Consider the following 14,766-nt stretch of genomic DNA (forward strand, 5'->3'; position numbering starts at 1 on the left):
GTCACCACCGGCCCAGGAGTTGGACGGGCGTCGGATTCCAGCCGTTACAAGGATTGTTGACCTGCGGACAGTTGCTGATCAGGACCAGGATGTCCCGGGTCGCGGTGATCTCGACGTACCGGCCCGGGGCCGACAGGCCGTCGTCGAACTTCAGGTCGCCGCCGGAGGTGACCGGGACGTTCATGAAGAAGTTGACGTTGTGCGTGAGCTGGCGCTGGCCGATGCCGGCTTGCGCGCCGTAGTACAGGAAGGTCTGGCGGCACGCGTGCTGGTGCCGGGTGAAGTCGCCGTACCGGATCACGTTGCTCTCCTGCGAGCACGCGCCGCCGACGGTGTCGTGCCGGCCGCAGGTGTCGTCGGTGATGACGGCGAGTTCGTCGAGGGTTGTCGACAACAGCCGCGAGCCAGTGGTGAGGAAGACCGCACACTGTTCGCGGATCGTGTCGAATGCGGAGTAGCGGTTGTCGACGTCGTGCGCGTCGTAGAACAAGGTGTCGACGGCCTGGTTCCCGTGCAGGTCGACAATCTGCAATCGACCGCCTGCGGGCACGGTGATGAGGGCGCCGTCGCCGGGGTCCACGACGGTGTCGAGGCTGACGGTTGTCTCGGTGACGGTCATGCGATCAGCTCCCGAGTCAGCTCGAGCGCGCGGAGAGCTTCCTCCCGCAGTTCGGGATCGTCGCTATGACTTGAGGTTTCGATCCGTACGGCGACCCCGCCGGCGACTGTGTTGTCCGCGAGGGGATGGGGTGCGGTCGAGATGAACACCAGCAGATCCTGTTCGGCTCGCAGGGTGACGGTGTCTCCGGCGCGCGCGTGGTCGGGTTCGAAGGCCAGCGATGCGCGGGAGTCGTCGGCGATCGCGACCTTCGAGAAGAAGTTGATGCCGCCGTGCAGATCCGCCGGCCCGAAACCGTGCTTGGTGAGTTCGATTGTCAACAATCGGTCGGGGACGAATCCGGTCAGACAGTCATGCCAGTCGAGGCTCGACACGACCACCGTCGCCAGCGCCAGACCGCGGTCCGACATCAGAACCAGGCCGGCCCGGATCCGGGCCGACATCTGCGCCTTCAGCGTGTCCGGCACGTTCAGCCGATCGAGCCGATCCGCGCCGATGATCAGCACCGACGCGTTCGCGCCGTCGGCCAGAGCGGTCAGGGTGATGCTGCGCCCCGCGCGGACCGGTGCGGACCAGGCGGCGGCGCCAGGAATGTCGTGATTCACGCGCTCGCTCCTTCTGCCTCGGCGACCCCAGCAGTGGCGGCAGCCGGAACGACCAGGCCGATGGAGGCGTGGTAGGCGCGGCGCTGAACGCGATAGGCGATCAGCCCACCGACAGCCACGATGGCGAGCGTGATCTGTGGGAGGTAGTGCAGGTGCCAGCCATCGCCGGCCGGGTCGTACACGTCGGCCCGTGGCCAGCCCAGGTTGATCGCCATCGCGAGTCCGTAGGCGACCGCGATGATGTTGACAATCAGACCGAATCGCCCGAGCGAGAACAGCGGCCGGCCGTTCTCGTCGATCCCGGCGGCCGGTCCGTGGCCGGTCAGCCGCCGTACCAGCAAAGGTGCGGTGACCATCAGGTACGCGATGTAGAGCAGCATGATGCAGACACTCGCCAGGCCGAGGAACAGGCCCGCGTTGCCGAAGTTCACCACCAGGCACACGGCCGCGAGCACGCCGGGCACGATGGTGGCCGCCACCGGGGTGCCGGTACGACGGGACACCTGGCGCAACTGGGCCGACGCCGGCAGCACGTTGTCGCGTGCCATCGAGAAGATCATCCGGGCCGCCGCCGTCTGGATCGCCAGCGTGCAGACACAGACCGCGAGAGCGACATCGAGGAGCAGCAATTTGCCGGCGGTCGTACCGAGTTGGCTGGTCAGGACGTAGGGGAGACCCTGCGTGGCGAGATCGCCGTTGGTCAGGGACGGCGCCGCCATCAGCGCGGCGATGATCAGGAAGGCGCCACCGATCCCGGACGCGACGACCGCGCGGATGATCGTCCGGGGCGTCGTCGCGCGCGGCTTGTGCGTCTCCTCGGACAGTTCGCCCGCACTGTCGAAGCCGACCAGCACGTACGCCGCCATCAAGGCCGAGATCAGCAGGGGTACGACGTACCCGGTCGTGCTGTCGAGGTTGGTCGTGTGCAGGACGACGGACGGACCGCGCTCGGCGCGACTTGTCAGCAATACGACGATCAGCACGACGCCGATCAGTTCACACGTGACGCCGACCGAGTTGACGACCGCGGTGATCCGCACGCTCGTCGCGTTCAGAATCGTGGTTGCTGTCAACAAAAGACAGCCCAGTACGACGGCGTTCGCGGCGCCGTCCTTCGATGCCAGCGTGGAGTCGGTGCCGATCAGCTGGAAGCCGGACCAGACCGCGGGGAGGATTACCTGCAAGGCGATCGCGGCGGTGGCCAGTGTGATGATCTGCGCGATCACCATCGTCCAGCCTGCGAACCACCCGACAACGGCGCCGCCGAGACGCCGGGCCCACTGGTAGATCGCCCCGGACAGGGGATAGCGCGCGGCCAGTTCGGCGAAGCAGAGGGCGACCATCAGCTGCCCGGCGAGCACCGCTGGCCAGGTCCAGAAGAAGGCCGTGCCGCCGAAGCCGAAGCCGAGCCCGAACAGCTGGAAGACAGTCGTCAGGATGGACACGAACGAGAAGCCGGCCGCGAACGACGCGTAGCTGCCGACCCGGCGCGAGAGTTGCTGGGCATAACCGAACTGGCCCAGGTCCTCGGCGCTTGGTTCCTTGGCGTTGGGTGCGGTCAGTGTTTCAGGGGTGGCTGACATTCCGGCCTCCGTCGGATCGGCCCGGAATGCACACGGCAGCCCGGGGCCTTCAAGGCCTCCCGGGCTTTTGTCCCGCCGTGGAACGGCGCCGTCGTGACAGCGCCGCCTCCCCTCTCGGACCAGGCCTGCCGTCGCCGGCAGCGGAACCCTAGGGGCGCCCCGCCGTCTCGGCGGGTCCCTTTCAGTTCAGGGCGCGTTGGTTTCGGCGGCGCGCGTCCTGTGTAACAAGGACGTAAACAAATCCTCTCACTGGGTCGGCGCTCGCGAGATCTGTTGCCAAAAGCAACAAAATGTGCTGCCTGGATCCCGTCAGGCTCTCGTCACCGGGTCCGTCAGGCTGTCGTCGCCGTGGGGCGGTCAACCTGTCGCCGTGGGGCGGTCAGCCTGTCGTCGCGGTGCGGTCAGGTGAGTTTGTCGACGGCTCGGCGCAGTCTGGCGACGCCTTCGTGGATCCGGTCCGGCTTGGTCGACGCGAAGCACAGCCGCAGCGCGTCGGTGAATCGGCCGGTGGGGGAGAACGCCGTACCGGGGATGAACGCCACGCCCTCGGCCAACGCGACCTCGAACAACTCGGCGGTGTTGACGCCGTTCTCCAGCGTCACCCAGAGGAAGAAGCCGCCCTCGGGATCGGTCCAGCGGGCGATGTCGCCGAAGTGCTCCTGCAAAGCCGCGTGCATCGCTTCCTTGCGACGCCTGTACTCCGCGCGCTGCGTGACCAGGTGATCCTCGAGATGCCCGCCCTCCAGGAACCCGGCGAGCAGCCGCTGGGCCGGCAGGTTCGTGCATGTGTCCATGGCCTGCTTCGCGTTGATCAGCAACGGCTGCAACTCCGGGTCCGTATCCACCCAGCCGACCCGCAGCCCCGGCGCGACGATCTTCGAGAACGTCCGGACGGCGAACACCAGCGGATCACCGGCGCCGAGTTCGCGGATTGTCGGCAATGGGTCCCCGGCGAACCGCAGGAGCCCGTACGGATCGTCGTCGATCACCATCGATCCCCAGGACCGGGCCAGCTCGAGCAGTCGGTGGCGTCGCTCCAACGAGAGGGTCGCGCCGGACGGGTTCTGGAAGGTCGGGATGGTGTAGATCGCCTTCGGCCGCCGCCCGTCGAGGAGCTGCTCGAGATTGTCGACAATCATCCCGTCGGCGTCGACCGGGACCTCCAGCAGTTGGGCGCCGTACGAGAGAGCGGTCGCGCTGCCGTTCGTGTACGTCGGTGATTCGACGACGACCAGGTCGCCGGGGTCGACGAACAGCTTGCAGAACAGGTCGAGCCCCTGCATCCCGCCCGCGGTGATGGTCAGCCGGTCGGCGGTGGTCTCGTCGCTCGTCCCGCGCAGTGTCTCCAGCAGTGCCTCGTGCAGGGGCGGATCGCCCTCGGTGGCCGCGTAGTCGTACGCGTCGGGGCGACTCAGTTGGTCGGCGGCGATACCGGCGAGGATTGTCGACGGGACTGCTTCGGCCGCCGGTGAGCCCATCGCGAACCGGACGATGTCATGGGTCTGCTTGTGCAGCAGCGAGGTGCTCGAGTCGATCACCGACCCGACCAGCCCGGTGACGCGTTCGGCGTACGGGAGAGTCTTCACTCCGAGTACGGCGCCGGTGGTCGACTCGGCGTCGGTGGTTGACTTCGCGCCGATGCTCGACTTCGCGCCGGTACGCGACTCGGCGCCGGTGCTCGATTTCGCGCCGGTGCGCGACTTGGCGCCGGTGGTCGGCTGGGCGCCGGTGCTCGGCTGATCTGCTCTGCCACGGGCTTCCTGCGTCATTGGGCTATCTCCTGATCGTCAGTTCGTAGGACAGGTCGGTCAGTCGCTCCACGCCGTCGTCGGTGACCACCACCGGTTCGGACAGTTCGTAACCCCATCCGTCCATCCACATCCCGAGGATCACGTGGAACGCCATCCCGGCCGCCAGCACGGTGGTCTCGCCGGGGCGCAGACTGACTGTGCGCTCACCCCAGTCGGGCGGGTATCCGATGCCGATCGAGTACCCGATCCGTGAGTCCTTCACCAGTCCGTGCGCGGCGATCACGTCATTGAAGGCAGCGTGTACGACGCTGCCGGTGACACCCGGTCGGATTGTCGACAACGTCGCGCGCATGCCGTCGGCCACGACCTTCGCTGTCTCGCGAAGCCGCTGGGGTGGATCGCCCAGCATCACCGTGCGGGCGAGCGGAGCGTGGTAGCGGCCGAACACGCCCGCCAGTTCGATCGTGGTCGCCTCGCCGGAGCGGAACGGGCGGTCGGTCCAGGTGAGATGCGGCGTACCGGCGGCTTCACCGGTCGGGAGCATCGGGACGATGGCGGGGTAGTCGCCGCCGTGTTCCGCCGTACCGATCGCTTGGGCGGCCATGATCTCGGCAACCAGATCGCATTGCCGGCGGCCGGGGCGGAGTTGGTCGAGGGCGATCCGCATCGCCTGCGCGGCGATCGAGCCGGCAATCCGGAGTTGACGCAGCTCGTGCGGTGACTTGACCAGTCGGATCCAGTTGACCAGCTCGGCCGAGTCGACCAGCCGGTGCCCGGGGAGACCGTTGCCGAGGGCAAGGTACGCGCGGGCGGAGAAATAGTGCGCGTCGCCCTCGATGGCCACGTCGGCGCCGGGTGGGATGAGTTCGCGTGCCCTGGCCGCGATCCAGTCGTAGGGGTGGACGTCGGGGCGGTGGACCAACTCCTCCGGGTAGCCGTGGATCTGGTCGGCCCGCAGATTGCAGGTGTACGGCGCACCGGCCGCGTCCATCGCGCGTGCGAACAGGTGTGGCTCGCCGTCGGCGGGGACCAGGAGGCACTGCGGTGTGTAGAACGACCAGGCGTCGTACCCGGTCAGGTAGAAGAGGTTCGCCGGATCGCTGACAACCAGCGCGCCGAGCCCGCGCCCGGCCATCGCGGTCCGCACCCGCTGCAGCCGACCGGCGTGCTCGCCCGACTCGACCGCCTGCTCCAGCAAGTCCGGCACACACTCACCTCAACCTCAGTCGATTGCAGATTGTCGACAATACGATGGAGCTTAACCACAGAAGTCCAACAACAAGAAGCCCCAGCTGGTCGGGCTCTGCTGTCAACGACCCGGTAGCTAGGTGGGTGAGTGGTCTGGTGAGCGTGCGGTGGGGACGCGGTGGGGTCGGGTGAGGAGGCGGTGGTCAGTTGAGGAGGCGGCGGTCGGGTGGGGAGGCGGTCGTCAGGTGGGGAGGCGGTGGCTGGGGAGGTGGGGACGCGGTGGGGTCAGGTGGGGAGGCGGTGGTCGGGTGGGAGGAGGCGGTGGCGAGGTAGGTAGGCGGTGGTTAGGTGAGGAGGTGTTGGCCTGGGCCTATGGCGGGGTGGTTGGCCAGGGATAGGGCTGACCACATGGTGACCTGGTTGGCGGTGAGGACCGGTTTGCCGATCATGGCTTCGAGGCCGGCGATGACGTCGTACGTCGGGAGGTTGGTGCAGCTGATGAAGACGGCTTCGGCGGCGGAGGTGTCGATGCTGCGGACGAGTTCGATGGTGGCCTCGTAGGGGACGGTCCAGATCTGGGCGATCAGGCCGAGCCCGGCGGTCGCGACCACCTCGACTCCGGCCTCGCCGAGGAACGTGGTCAGGCCGGCGGTGAGATCGTCCGTGTACGGGGTGACTGTCGCGACCCGGCTGATGCCGAGGTGGCGCAGGGCCAGGAGGAGCGCGCCACTCGTCGTCACCGCGGTCGGGGCGCCGGCGGCCACCATCGCGTCGACGAGCGCGGCCTCACCGGTCAGGCCGCCGACGAAGCTGCCCGAGGTGCAGGCGTACGCGACGGCGAGCGGCGCCACCGGCAGTACGTCGGTCGTCGCGCGGGCGATCAACTCCGGGTCGGAGATGTGCACCGCCATCGCGAGGGTCGCGGCGAGCGGTGCGTACGGCGTACGCGTGAGGTGCAGCGTGATGTCGTCCGGGACCCAGCGCCACAGCTCGCGATCCAGGGCGAAGTCGTACGGCGCGACGACGCCGATCCCCGTCTGCAGGAGCGGTGGTGTCGGCGCCGGCAGCGGGTGAGTGGGTGGGCGGACCGTCATGCGACTCAGTGTGCGGTCCTGGCGGTCGCGGCGACAAGGGATTGTTGACAATCCTACGGATCGGTTCCTAGCCTCAAGGCGTGCCTCCCACCACCGAGCGACCCATCATCACGGTGCTCTGTGAGCGAGCGCCCGTTGGCTCCAACTCAGGCGGAGATGACGCCGTGAGCTCACCCGCTGACCGCGCCGAGGGTGGTGCCGGTGAGGCGCAGGTAGTCGGGGGTGACGGTGCTGGCGGTGCCGGGGGTCGTGGCGCTGGGGTTGCTGGTGACGTGGTTGGGGGTGCGGGGGATGGGTTGTTGCGGCCGCCGGGGTTGGTGGGGGTGGGGGAGGTTGAGTTTCGGTTTTGTGATGGGGAGGGGTTGCGGGCTGCTGTTCGGGGGGCTCGGGTGTTGTTGCTGTGGGACTTCTTTTCGACGGCGGTCAGGGATGTTTGGGCTGAGGCGGAGGCGCTCGAGTGGATTCATGTGACGGCGGCTGGGGTGGACACGCTGCTGTTTGATGAATTGCGTGATTCTGATGTTGTTGTGACCAATGCGCATGGGGTGTTTGATCGGCCGATCGCGGAGTATGTGCTGGGTGCGGTGATCGCGCATGCGAAGGACAGCCGGAACAGTGTTGATCTGCAGCGGCGGCGGGAGTGGCGGCATCGGGAGACGCGCACTGTGCTCGGGTCGAAAGCGTTGGTGGTCGGGACTGGGGCGATCGGGCGGGAGATTGCTCGGCTGCTGCGTGCGGCGGGGCTGCAGGTGCGAGGAGCCGGCCGGGTGGCGCGGTCCGGGGATCCTGACTTCGGTGAGGTTATTGCCAGCGGCAACCTTGTGGACGAGGTCGGCGAGGTCGATCACCTGGTCCTCGCGGCGCCGTTGACCGCCGCGACGCGCGGGTTGGTCGACGCGAAGGTGCTGGCGGCGATGAAGCCGGGCGCGCACCTGATCAACGTCGCGCGTGGTCCGATGGTCGACGAGGCGGCGCTGCTGAACGCCTTGCAGGACAGGCGGATCGCGGCGACGCTCGACGTGTTTGATCGTGAACCGTTGCCACCTGACCATCCGCTGTGGGACGCGCCCGGCGCGACGATCACCGCGCACATGTCCGGTGACGTGATCGGCTGGCGGGACACGCTCGCGGCGCAGTTTGTTGACAATCTGCGGCGCTGGCAGGCCGGCGAACCTCTCCTCAACGTGGTCGACAAGAAACTCGGCTACATCCCCTCAGGAGCCCGATGACGCAGTCAGATCCGTCACCCCAGGCGACCTCCTTCACCCCACCCGCAGAACTCGCTCGATCCGCAGAACTCACAGCCACCGGGCTGGTCGCGGGTTTCCGGAGCGGCGCGGTCTCGCCGGTTGAGGCGACGCAGGCGGCGCTGGAGGCTATCGAGCGGTACGACGGCCTGGTGAACGCCTTCGTGTTGGTGGACGCCGAGGGAGCGCTCGCCGCGGCCAAGGAGTCGGAGGTCCGGTGGCAACGAGGGGAGCCACTGGGCCCCGGCGACGGGGTGCCGACGTCGATCAAGGATGCGCTGTGGACCAAGGGGTGGCCGACCTTGCGTGGCAGCACGATGATCGACGAGGCAGGACCGTGGGACGAGGACGCGCCGGCCGTCGCACGCCTACGCGAGACCGGCGCGGTGATCCTGGGGAAGACGACGACGCCTGAGTACTCGTGGAAGGGCGTCACCGACTCCTACAAGTACGGCGCAACGGGCAATCCCTGGGATCCGTCGAAGACCTCCGGCGGTTCGAGCGGCGGTTCGGCGACCGCGGTTGGGCTGGGCATGGGGGTCTGGTCCCTCGGCACTGACGGCGGCGGTTCGGTCCGGATCCCGGCCGCGTTCACGGGCACGGTTGCGCTCAAACCGACGTACGGGTTGATCCCGTTGTTTCCGCCGAGTGCGTTCGGGACGTTGTCACATGCCGGGCCGATGACTCGGACGGTCCGGGACACGGCCGCGCTGCTCGATGTCGTCACCGGGTTCGACGCGCGTGACTGGTCGGCGATGCCGACGCCGGGTACGTCGTTCCTGGCCGGGATCGACGATGGCGTGGCCGGATTGAAGATTGCCTACTCGTCCGATCTTGGGTTTGTCGACAATCAACCGGAGATCGAGGAACTGGTCTGGGCGGCCGTCGGTGTACTCGCGGACGCCGGGGCCGAGGTGACCGAGGTCGATCCCGGGTTCGCGGATCCGGTCGACGCGTTCAACGTGCTGTGGTGGTCGGGTGCGGCGAAGGTGCTGTCGGCGTACACGGTCGACGATCGCGTGGACCCCGGACTGCGGCGGGTCGCCGAGCTCGGATCGTCGTACACCGCCTCCGACTTCCTCGACGCCACCGCCGAACGGATGGAGCTCGGACGGCTGATGGGACGCTTCCATCAGCAGTACGACGTACTGATCACGCCGACTCTGCCGATCACGGCGTTCCCGGTCGGGCAGGACGTGCCGGATGGTTGGTCGTCGCCGGATTGGACCAGCTGGACGCCGTACACGTATCCCTTCAATCTCACCCAGCAGCCGGCGTTGAGCGTGCCGTGCGGTTTCACCAAAGCCGGCTTGCCGGTCGGCCTTCAGGTAGTCGCGCCGCGGCACCAGGACGCGCTCACACTGCGCGTCGGTCAGGCCTACCAAGCGGCCACGGACTGGCATTCACGGACACCGACCCTGGAGGCACGATGAGCAGGTTCATCACCGTCAGCCTGGACAAGCGCGGCGTGAGCTGTGTCGCCAGGTTGCTCGACGATGTCGCGCCGCGGACCTGTGCGGCGGTGTGGGACGCGCTGCCGTTGTCTGCGCCGGTGTTCCACGGGAAGTACGCGCGGAACGAGATCTACACGCTGCTGCCCGCCTTCGCGCCGGCTGATCCGGGGAAGGAGAACACCACGGTGACGCCGATCCCCGGCGACCTGTGCTGGTTCTCGTTCGACTCCGATGATCTGGGCAATCCGGCGTACGGGTACGAGAACACCACGGGCACCGGGACCGGCGGCGCGATTGTCGATCTGGCCGTGTTCTACGGGCGGAACAACCTGTTGATCAACGGGGATCAGGGCTGGGTGCCAGGCAACGTCTTCGGCGCGATCGTCGAGAACCTGGACGGTATGGCGGCCGCCTGCCAGGACCTCTGGATGGGCGGCGCCCGCGGCGAAACCCTCAGCTTCAGCCGCCGCGACTGAGGCGCGTCAGCCGCAGCGGCTGAGGGAGTCAGCCGCCGCGACTGAGGGAGTCGGCCGCAACAGCTGAGCACCGGGCCGAGGCGCCTCCGGAGCTCACAGACCCTTCCGGAAGCCCTCACGCCACGACGCATAACCGGGCTGCCAGTCGAAGGTCGCCTTGGCGAGCGAGTTGTCGACGCCCCGGATCTCGGTGAAGGCGGCAACGCCGACATCACCGACGGCCAGCCGAGCCAGCCAGGCCGGGATGTGGCGCGGCGGTTTCGCGCCGAGGATGCGCGCGAACTCGGGAAGCCAGACCGCCACCTGCGCCGGATCGTCGTCGGCGATCTGATAGATGCCGGTGGCATCGCTCTCGACCGCCTTCACCGTCGCGTCGGCCGCGTCGTCGTAGTGGATGAACGACCACACGCCGGTGCCGTCGCCGATCAACGGGAACTTGCGCTTCTGGATCAGCTCGACGAGCGAGCCGCCCTTGCCGATGTCGCCGGTCGGGCCGTAGAAGCTCGCGTACCGCAGCGCGATGCCCTCGATCCCGTCGGCGTTGGTGACGACCGACTCGAGGTGCTTGATCCCGGCCATCGTCTGCCGCTGTGCCGGCACCGGGTCCGGGTCGAGCGGGTCCGCCTCGGTCTTCGTCGCGGACCCACCGTGCTGCAAGTTCCAGCCGGCGTACGACTGGACGACGAACCGTCGTACGCCGGCAGTTTGGGAAGCGGCGAGCAGGTTGTCGGTGCCTTCGGTGCGGAGCCGGTTTGTCACCGCGAAGCTCTGGTCGAACTTCTTGAAGTCGATACCGCTCTTGAGGGCCGTCATCTGATGCACGACGACCTCCGGCCGAACCGACTGCACCGCGGCCTTCACCGCGGCGGCGTCGAGACCGTCCGCCAGCACCACGTCGGCGCCGACGGCCCGCAGACCGGCCGCGCCGGACTCCGACCGGATCATCCCGGTCACCTCGTGTCCGGCCGCGACCAGCTTCGGTACCAGCGACCGGCCCAGTCCGCCGGTCGCACCTGCCACCAAGACCTTCATTGCGATTCCTCCGTCGTCTGTTGTTACAACCCGGAGGACACGCCCCACCTCGGCGCCGTGACAGTGACGCCGGTCACACCGACTGAAGTGTGAAGGAGGTTGGGCCGAAGGAGACGTTCTGGGTGACGTCGATGGTCAGGGTGTCCGCGGGCGGGTGGCAGGCGAGGGTGAGGACGAACGGGGTTTCGACGAAGCGGATCGTTGCCACGAAGCGGTCCCCGTCGGCGTACGCACTCGTCACCAGGCGCTGCCCGGTCGTCGGATCGGCCTCCTTCAGCACACCGACGGCGCGATGCTCCTGCCAGCCGCCAGGACCGCAGACGATCTCGAGCGACCCGGTGGCGCCGGGCTCGAGCCCGCCGAACGTGAAGGTCCCGGTGCCGTCGGCAGCCAACCGAACCGCTTCCAACCCGGCGTCGTTCTCCGCGAAGCGATAGGTGCGCTCGTTGCCACTGGACGGCGCGGGACCCGACGGCGGGAGCAGCTCCAACCGCTCGGCCCTCGCGACCGGCGCGACCTCTTTGCCTTCGAGGACTGGCAGCAGGTGATCCCAGACGGTGTTCAGGATGGCCTGCATGTCGAACGTCGCGCTGGTGATGATGAGCGCGGCGTCATACTCCGGGAAGATCAGGCAGAACTGGCCGAACGCGCCGTCACCGCGGTAGGAGTTGTGCCGGCCGCGCCAGAACTGGAAGCCGTACCCCTGGTGCCAGTCCGGGTTCTCCTCGGTGTCGTTGGGGACCTGCCTCGACGTCGCCGCCTCGAACCACTCGGCGGGGACGAGTTGCTTGCCCTCCCACACACCGCGCTGCAGCAACAGTTGCCCGAAGCGAGCCAGCGACTCGGTGTTGAGGCTCAAGCCCCAGCCACCGGTGGTGATGCCCTCCGTCGACACCTGCCAGGTCGCCTCCACCGCGCCGAGCGGCTCGAACAGCCGCGGCCGCAGGTAGTCGAGCAGCGTCTCACCGGTCAGCCGCTGCAGGATCGCGGACAGCATGTACGTCGCGCCGCTGTTGTAGACGAACACCGTGCCAGGCGCGTGCTCGACGTCGAGGCCGAGGAAGATCTTCACCATCCGGCGATCCCGGCTGAGCGCGTCGACGGTGTCCTTGGCATGCCCGGTTGTCATCGTGAGCAGATGCCGGATCGTCATCGCGGCCAGGTTGTCGCTGATCGTCTCCGGCAGCTCGTCGGCCTCGAAGAACGAGATCACCGGGTCGTCGAGCGACAGCAGCCCGGCGTCGATCGCCAGCCCGACGGCGGTCGAGGTGAAGCTCTTCGACACCGAGAACAACAGGTGTGGATCGGCCAGCCGGTACGGCGACCATTCCTCCTCGAGGACGACGTGACCGTGGCGCAACAGCATCACGGTCTGGATCTCCGGGTCGGACCCATCCAGCGCGGCGACGAACACGTCGAGCGCGGCACCGGATAGACCCTGGGATTCTGGGGTACTCCGTGGAAGGCTGCTCACCCCGAGCACGCTATCTCCACGAACGGACAAAATCAGGTGAGTTCCACCAGGCGAGCAGCGGTCATCGTCAATCCGGTGAAGGTGCCGGATGCCGACGAGTTCCGCCGTACTGTCGACGCCGCACTGACCGAGCGCGGGTTCGACGACTCGGTCTGGCTGGAGACGACCGAGGACGATGCCGGATCGACGATGGCCAAGCGGGCGATCGAGGAGACGGTCGACCTGGTCGTGGTGGCCGGCGGGGACGGCACCGTGCGGGTGGTCTGCGCCGAGCTGGCCAGGAGCGGGATCCCGGTCGCCGTACTGCCGGCCGGGACAGGCAACCTGCTGGCCCGCAACCTCGGCATCTCGCTCGACATGGAGATCGCCCTGACCGAGCTGCTCGGTGGCAACGAGCGGCGGATCGACAGCGTCGAGGTCGAGGGGGACGAGCTGCCGACCGACCGGTTCGTGGTGATGGCGGGTCTCGGGCTCGACGCCGCGATCATCGCGGACGCGCCCGACCAGTTGAAGAAGCGGGTCGGCTGGGCCGCGTACGTCGTGTCCACGCTACGGAATCTCAACCATCCGTCCGTCCGGGTCGAGATCATCGTCGACGACCAGCCGCCGATCCGGCGCCGGGTCCGGACCGTTGTGATCGGCAACGTCGGGACGCTGCAGGCGAGCATCCCGCTGCTGCCGGACGCCGTACCGGACGACGGTCTGATCGACGCCGTCGTCCTCGAGCCGCGACGGATCAGCCAGTGGCCCCGGCTCGCGGCGAGCCTGGTGGTGAAGCGGTTGCGGGAACGCCACGTCGAGCGGTTCACCGGCAAGCGGATCCAGGTCACGGCCGCGAAGACGGTCCAACGGCAGTTGGACGGCGACACGATCGCGGACGGTCGCACGCTCAGCGCGTCGGTCGACCCGTCAGCCCTGATCGTCCGGGTGCCCTGACCGCTGCAGGTGGCCCAGCTTGTCCGGGTTGACGACTCCGTGGATCGACGTGATCAGGCCGTCGGTCACCACGAACGACCAGATCGCGTGGGTCCGGTCTTCGGCATCGTGGACACGCATCCCGGGCTGACCGCCGACGTGCACGCGGCAGATCGTGAAGCCGAGGTCGGCGACCCGGTCGAAGGCGACGCGGACCAGCTTGCTGACGCTGTCGGCGCCGTGGATCGGCCGCGGGAAGGCCAGCGCCTTACCCCCGCCGTCGCCGGTGAACGTGACGTCGGGCGCGAGCATCTCCACCAGATCATCGAGCTCACCCTCCTCGGCGGCCGCGACAAAGCGTCGTACCAGCTCGTCCCGTTCCTGCCGGGACGGGTCGAAGCGTGGCCGGTCCTCGGAGAGATGACGGCGAGCCCGTACGGCGAGTTGGCGGCACGCGGCCGGGGTCTTGCCGATGATCGCGGCGACCTCGTCGTACGAGTACCCGAACACGTCGCAGAGCAGGAACACCGCCCGCTGGTCCGGCGACAGACGTTCGAGTACGACGAGGAACGCGGTCGAGAGTGAGTCCGACAATGCCGCCCGCTCGGCGAGGTCGACGTACTCGTCGACGGCCGGCTCGGGGAGCCACGGACCGATGTAGGTCTCCCGCTGCCGACGGGCCGACCGCAATTGATCGATCGCCAGCCGCGTTGTGACGGTGGTGAGAAACGCCTTCGGCGAATCGACCTGCGCCTCCCGATGCAGACGCAGGTAGGCCTCTTGTACGACGTCCTCCGCGTCACCGAAGCTGCCCAGCATCCGGTACGCGATCGACAACAACAGCGGCCTGAACTCCTCCATCACGTCCTCTGAGACGATCGACGCCCTCTTCCAGTGACAGTGTCACAGGATCGGGGTGTCGATCGTCTGCAATCCACATGAACACAATCACCTGGATCCTGACCGGCGTCCTGGCGGTGATCTTCACCTTCTCCGGGATCGCGAAGTCGACGATGTCGCGGGACCGGCTGATCGCGAGCGGGCAGACCGGCATCGCACCGTTCCCGATGCCGGTCGTCCGCGTCGTCGCGGTGTGTGAACTGCTCGCCGTCGTCGGCTTGTTCGCACCATGGCTGACCGGCACAGCGCGCTACCTGACACCGTTGGCCGCGGTCGGCCTCGGCATCGTGATGATTGGTGCCGCCGTCTCCCACTCCTCCCTCCGTGAGCCGAAGGCGACGGCGGCAACCGTCACATTTCTGGTCCTGTGCGCCTTCGTAGCGGCCAGTCGCTTCGCCGCTTTGGGCTGACGCTGCAAGCCCCGCCCT

Annotated in this window: 14 protein-coding genes and 1 riboswitch; of the genes, 5 read left to right on the forward strand and 9 right to left on the reverse strand. The window is 67.9% G+C overall.

Going from position 1 to position 14,766, the window contains the following annotated elements; all coding sequences use genetic code 11:
• Position 1: 1 nt before the first annotated feature.
• From ACGFIF_RS03040 to ACGFIF_RS03065, 6 genes are all read right to left on the reverse strand, one after another.
• Entirely contained in the window at positions 2-619 is a 618-nt protein-coding gene (locus ACGFIF_RS03040) for an urea amidolyase associated protein UAAP2 (RefSeq protein ID WP_393150787.1), read from the reverse strand.
• Positions 616-1,224, reverse strand: coding sequence for a DUF1989 domain-containing protein (locus ACGFIF_RS03045; RefSeq protein WP_393150789.1), 609 nt, complete (start codon positions 1,222-1,224; stop codon positions 616-618). Before ACGFIF_RS03045 ends, ACGFIF_RS03040 begins: the two co-directional genes overlap by 4 nt.
• On the reverse strand, positions 1,221-2,807 hold the full coding sequence (locus ACGFIF_RS03050) for an amino acid permease (RefSeq protein ID WP_393150791.1): 1,587 nt from the start codon (positions 2,805-2,807) through the stop codon (positions 1,221-1,223). The genes ACGFIF_RS03045 and ACGFIF_RS03050 overlap by 4 nt, the downstream gene beginning before the upstream one ends.
• A 54-nt stretch (positions 2,808-2,861) precedes the next feature.
• A riboswitch (guanidine-I (ykkC/yxkD leader) is annotated at positions 2,862-2,970 on the reverse strand.
• A 238-nt stretch (positions 2,971-3,208) separates the two neighbouring features.
• Entirely contained in the window at positions 3,209-4,576 is a 1,368-nt protein-coding gene (locus ACGFIF_RS03055; RefSeq protein WP_393150793.1) for a PLP-dependent aminotransferase family protein, read from the reverse strand.
• Positions 4,577-4,580: 4 nt separating this feature from the next.
• Entirely contained in the window at positions 4,581-5,765 is a 1,185-nt protein-coding gene (locus ACGFIF_RS03060) for a M24 family metallopeptidase (protein WP_393150795.1), read from the reverse strand.
• 325 nt (positions 5,766-6,090) lie between these two features.
• Positions 6,091-6,840, reverse strand: a complete 750-nt coding sequence (locus ACGFIF_RS03065) for an Asp/Glu racemase (RefSeq protein WP_393150797.1) — start codon at positions 6,838-6,840, stop codon at positions 6,091-6,093.
• A gap of 323 nt (positions 6,841-7,163) precedes the next feature.
• Between ACGFIF_RS03065 and ACGFIF_RS03070 the strand changes: the two genes are divergently transcribed.
• From ACGFIF_RS03070 to ACGFIF_RS03080, 3 genes are read left to right on the forward strand one after another with little or no spacing between them, the layout of a single operon-like run.
• Positions 7,164-8,069, forward strand: coding sequence for a D-2-hydroxyacid dehydrogenase (locus ACGFIF_RS03070; protein WP_393150799.1), 906 nt, complete (start codon positions 7,164-7,166; stop codon positions 8,067-8,069).
• Positions 8,066-9,520, forward strand: coding sequence for an amidase (locus ACGFIF_RS03075; protein ID WP_393150801.1), 1,455 nt, complete (start codon positions 8,066-8,068; stop codon positions 9,518-9,520). The genes ACGFIF_RS03070 and ACGFIF_RS03075 overlap by 4 nt, the downstream gene beginning before the upstream one ends.
• Positions 9,517-10,017, forward strand: coding sequence for a DUF3830 family protein (locus ACGFIF_RS03080; protein WP_393150803.1), 501 nt, complete (start codon positions 9,517-9,519; stop codon positions 10,015-10,017). The genes ACGFIF_RS03075 and ACGFIF_RS03080 overlap by 4 nt, the downstream gene beginning before the upstream one ends.
• A gap of 93 nt (positions 10,018-10,110) precedes the next feature.
• On the opposite strand, the gene ACGFIF_RS03085 is transcribed toward ACGFIF_RS03080, so the two are convergent.
• Both ACGFIF_RS03085 and ACGFIF_RS03090 read right to left on the reverse strand, forming a co-directional pair.
• A complete protein-coding gene (locus tag ACGFIF_RS03085; protein WP_393150805.1) occupies positions 10,111-11,049 on the reverse strand; it encodes an NAD-dependent epimerase/dehydratase family protein in 939 nt (312 codons plus the stop codon).
• A gap of 73 nt (positions 11,050-11,122) precedes the next feature.
• Positions 11,123-12,523 carry a serine hydrolase domain-containing protein gene (locus tag ACGFIF_RS03090; RefSeq protein WP_393150808.1) on the reverse strand — a complete coding sequence of 467 codons (1,401 nt, stop codon included), beginning with the start codon at positions 12,521-12,523 and terminating at the stop codon, positions 11,123-11,125.
• Positions 12,524-12,559: 36 nt separating this feature from the next.
• On the opposite strand from ACGFIF_RS03090, the gene ACGFIF_RS03095 reads away from it, so the two are divergent.
• Positions 12,560-13,459 carry a diacylglycerol/lipid kinase family protein gene (locus ACGFIF_RS03095; RefSeq protein ID WP_393150810.1) on the forward strand — a complete coding sequence of 300 codons (900 nt, stop codon included), beginning with the start codon at positions 12,560-12,562 and terminating at the stop codon, positions 13,457-13,459.
• Here the strand turns inward: ACGFIF_RS03095 and sigJ are convergent.
• The gene (gene sigJ, locus ACGFIF_RS03100) at positions 13,433-14,299 is read right to left on the reverse strand and encodes an RNA polymerase sigma factor SigJ (RefSeq protein WP_393150812.1); all 867 of its coding nucleotides are present in this window, start codon (positions 14,297-14,299) and stop codon (positions 13,433-13,435) included. The two genes, ACGFIF_RS03095 and sigJ, sit on opposite strands and share 27 nt — an antisense overlap.
• A 77-nt stretch (positions 14,300-14,376) precedes the next feature.
• Between sigJ and ACGFIF_RS03105 the strand changes: the two genes are divergently transcribed.
• The gene (locus ACGFIF_RS03105) at positions 14,377-14,748 is read left to right on the forward strand and encodes a DoxX family protein (RefSeq protein WP_393150814.1); all 372 of its coding nucleotides are present in this window, start codon (positions 14,377-14,379) and stop codon (positions 14,746-14,748) included.
• Positions 14,749-14,766: the final 18 nt, after the last annotated feature.

It is taken from the genome of Kribbella sp. NPDC049174 (assembly GCF_043197365.1).
Taxonomy (GTDB): domain Bacteria; phylum Actinomycetota; class Actinomycetes; order Propionibacteriales; family Kribbellaceae; genus Kribbella.

What these genes read in the sequence shown, in the direction of transcription:
- ACGFIF_RS03040 (WP_393150787.1), bottom strand. Translation starts at nt 619, where the DNA reads ATGACCGTCACCGAGACAACCGTCAGCCTCGACACCGTCGTGGACCCC.
- ACGFIF_RS03050 (WP_393150791.1), bottom strand. Translation starts at nt 2,807, where the DNA reads ATGTCAGCCACCCCTGAAACACTGACCGCACCCAACGCCAAGGAACCA.
- ACGFIF_RS03055 (WP_393150793.1), bottom strand. Translation starts at nt 4,576, where the DNA reads ATGACGCAGGAAGCCCGTGGCAGAGCAGATCAGCCGAGCACCGGCGCC.
- ACGFIF_RS03065 (WP_393150797.1), bottom strand. Translation starts at nt 6,840, where the DNA reads ATGACGGTCCGCCCACCCACTCACCCGCTGCCGGCGCCGACACCACCG.
- ACGFIF_RS03075 (WP_393150801.1), top strand. Translation starts at nt 8,066, where the DNA reads ATGACGCAGTCAGATCCGTCACCCCAGGCGACCTCCTTCACCCCACCC.
- ACGFIF_RS03080 (WP_393150803.1), top strand. Translation starts at nt 9,517, where the DNA reads ATGAGCAGGTTCATCACCGTCAGCCTGGACAAGCGCGGCGTGAGCTGT.
- ACGFIF_RS03085 (WP_393150805.1), bottom strand. Translation starts at nt 11,049, where the DNA reads ATGAAGGTCTTGGTGGCAGGTGCGACCGGCGGACTGGGCCGGTCGCTG.
- sigJ (WP_393150812.1), bottom strand. Translation starts at nt 14,299, where the DNA reads ATGGAGGAGTTCAGGCCGCTGTTGTTGTCGATCGCGTACCGGATGCTG.
- ACGFIF_RS03105 (WP_393150814.1), top strand. Translation starts at nt 14,377, where the DNA reads ATGAACACAATCACCTGGATCCTGACCGGCGTCCTGGCGGTGATCTTC.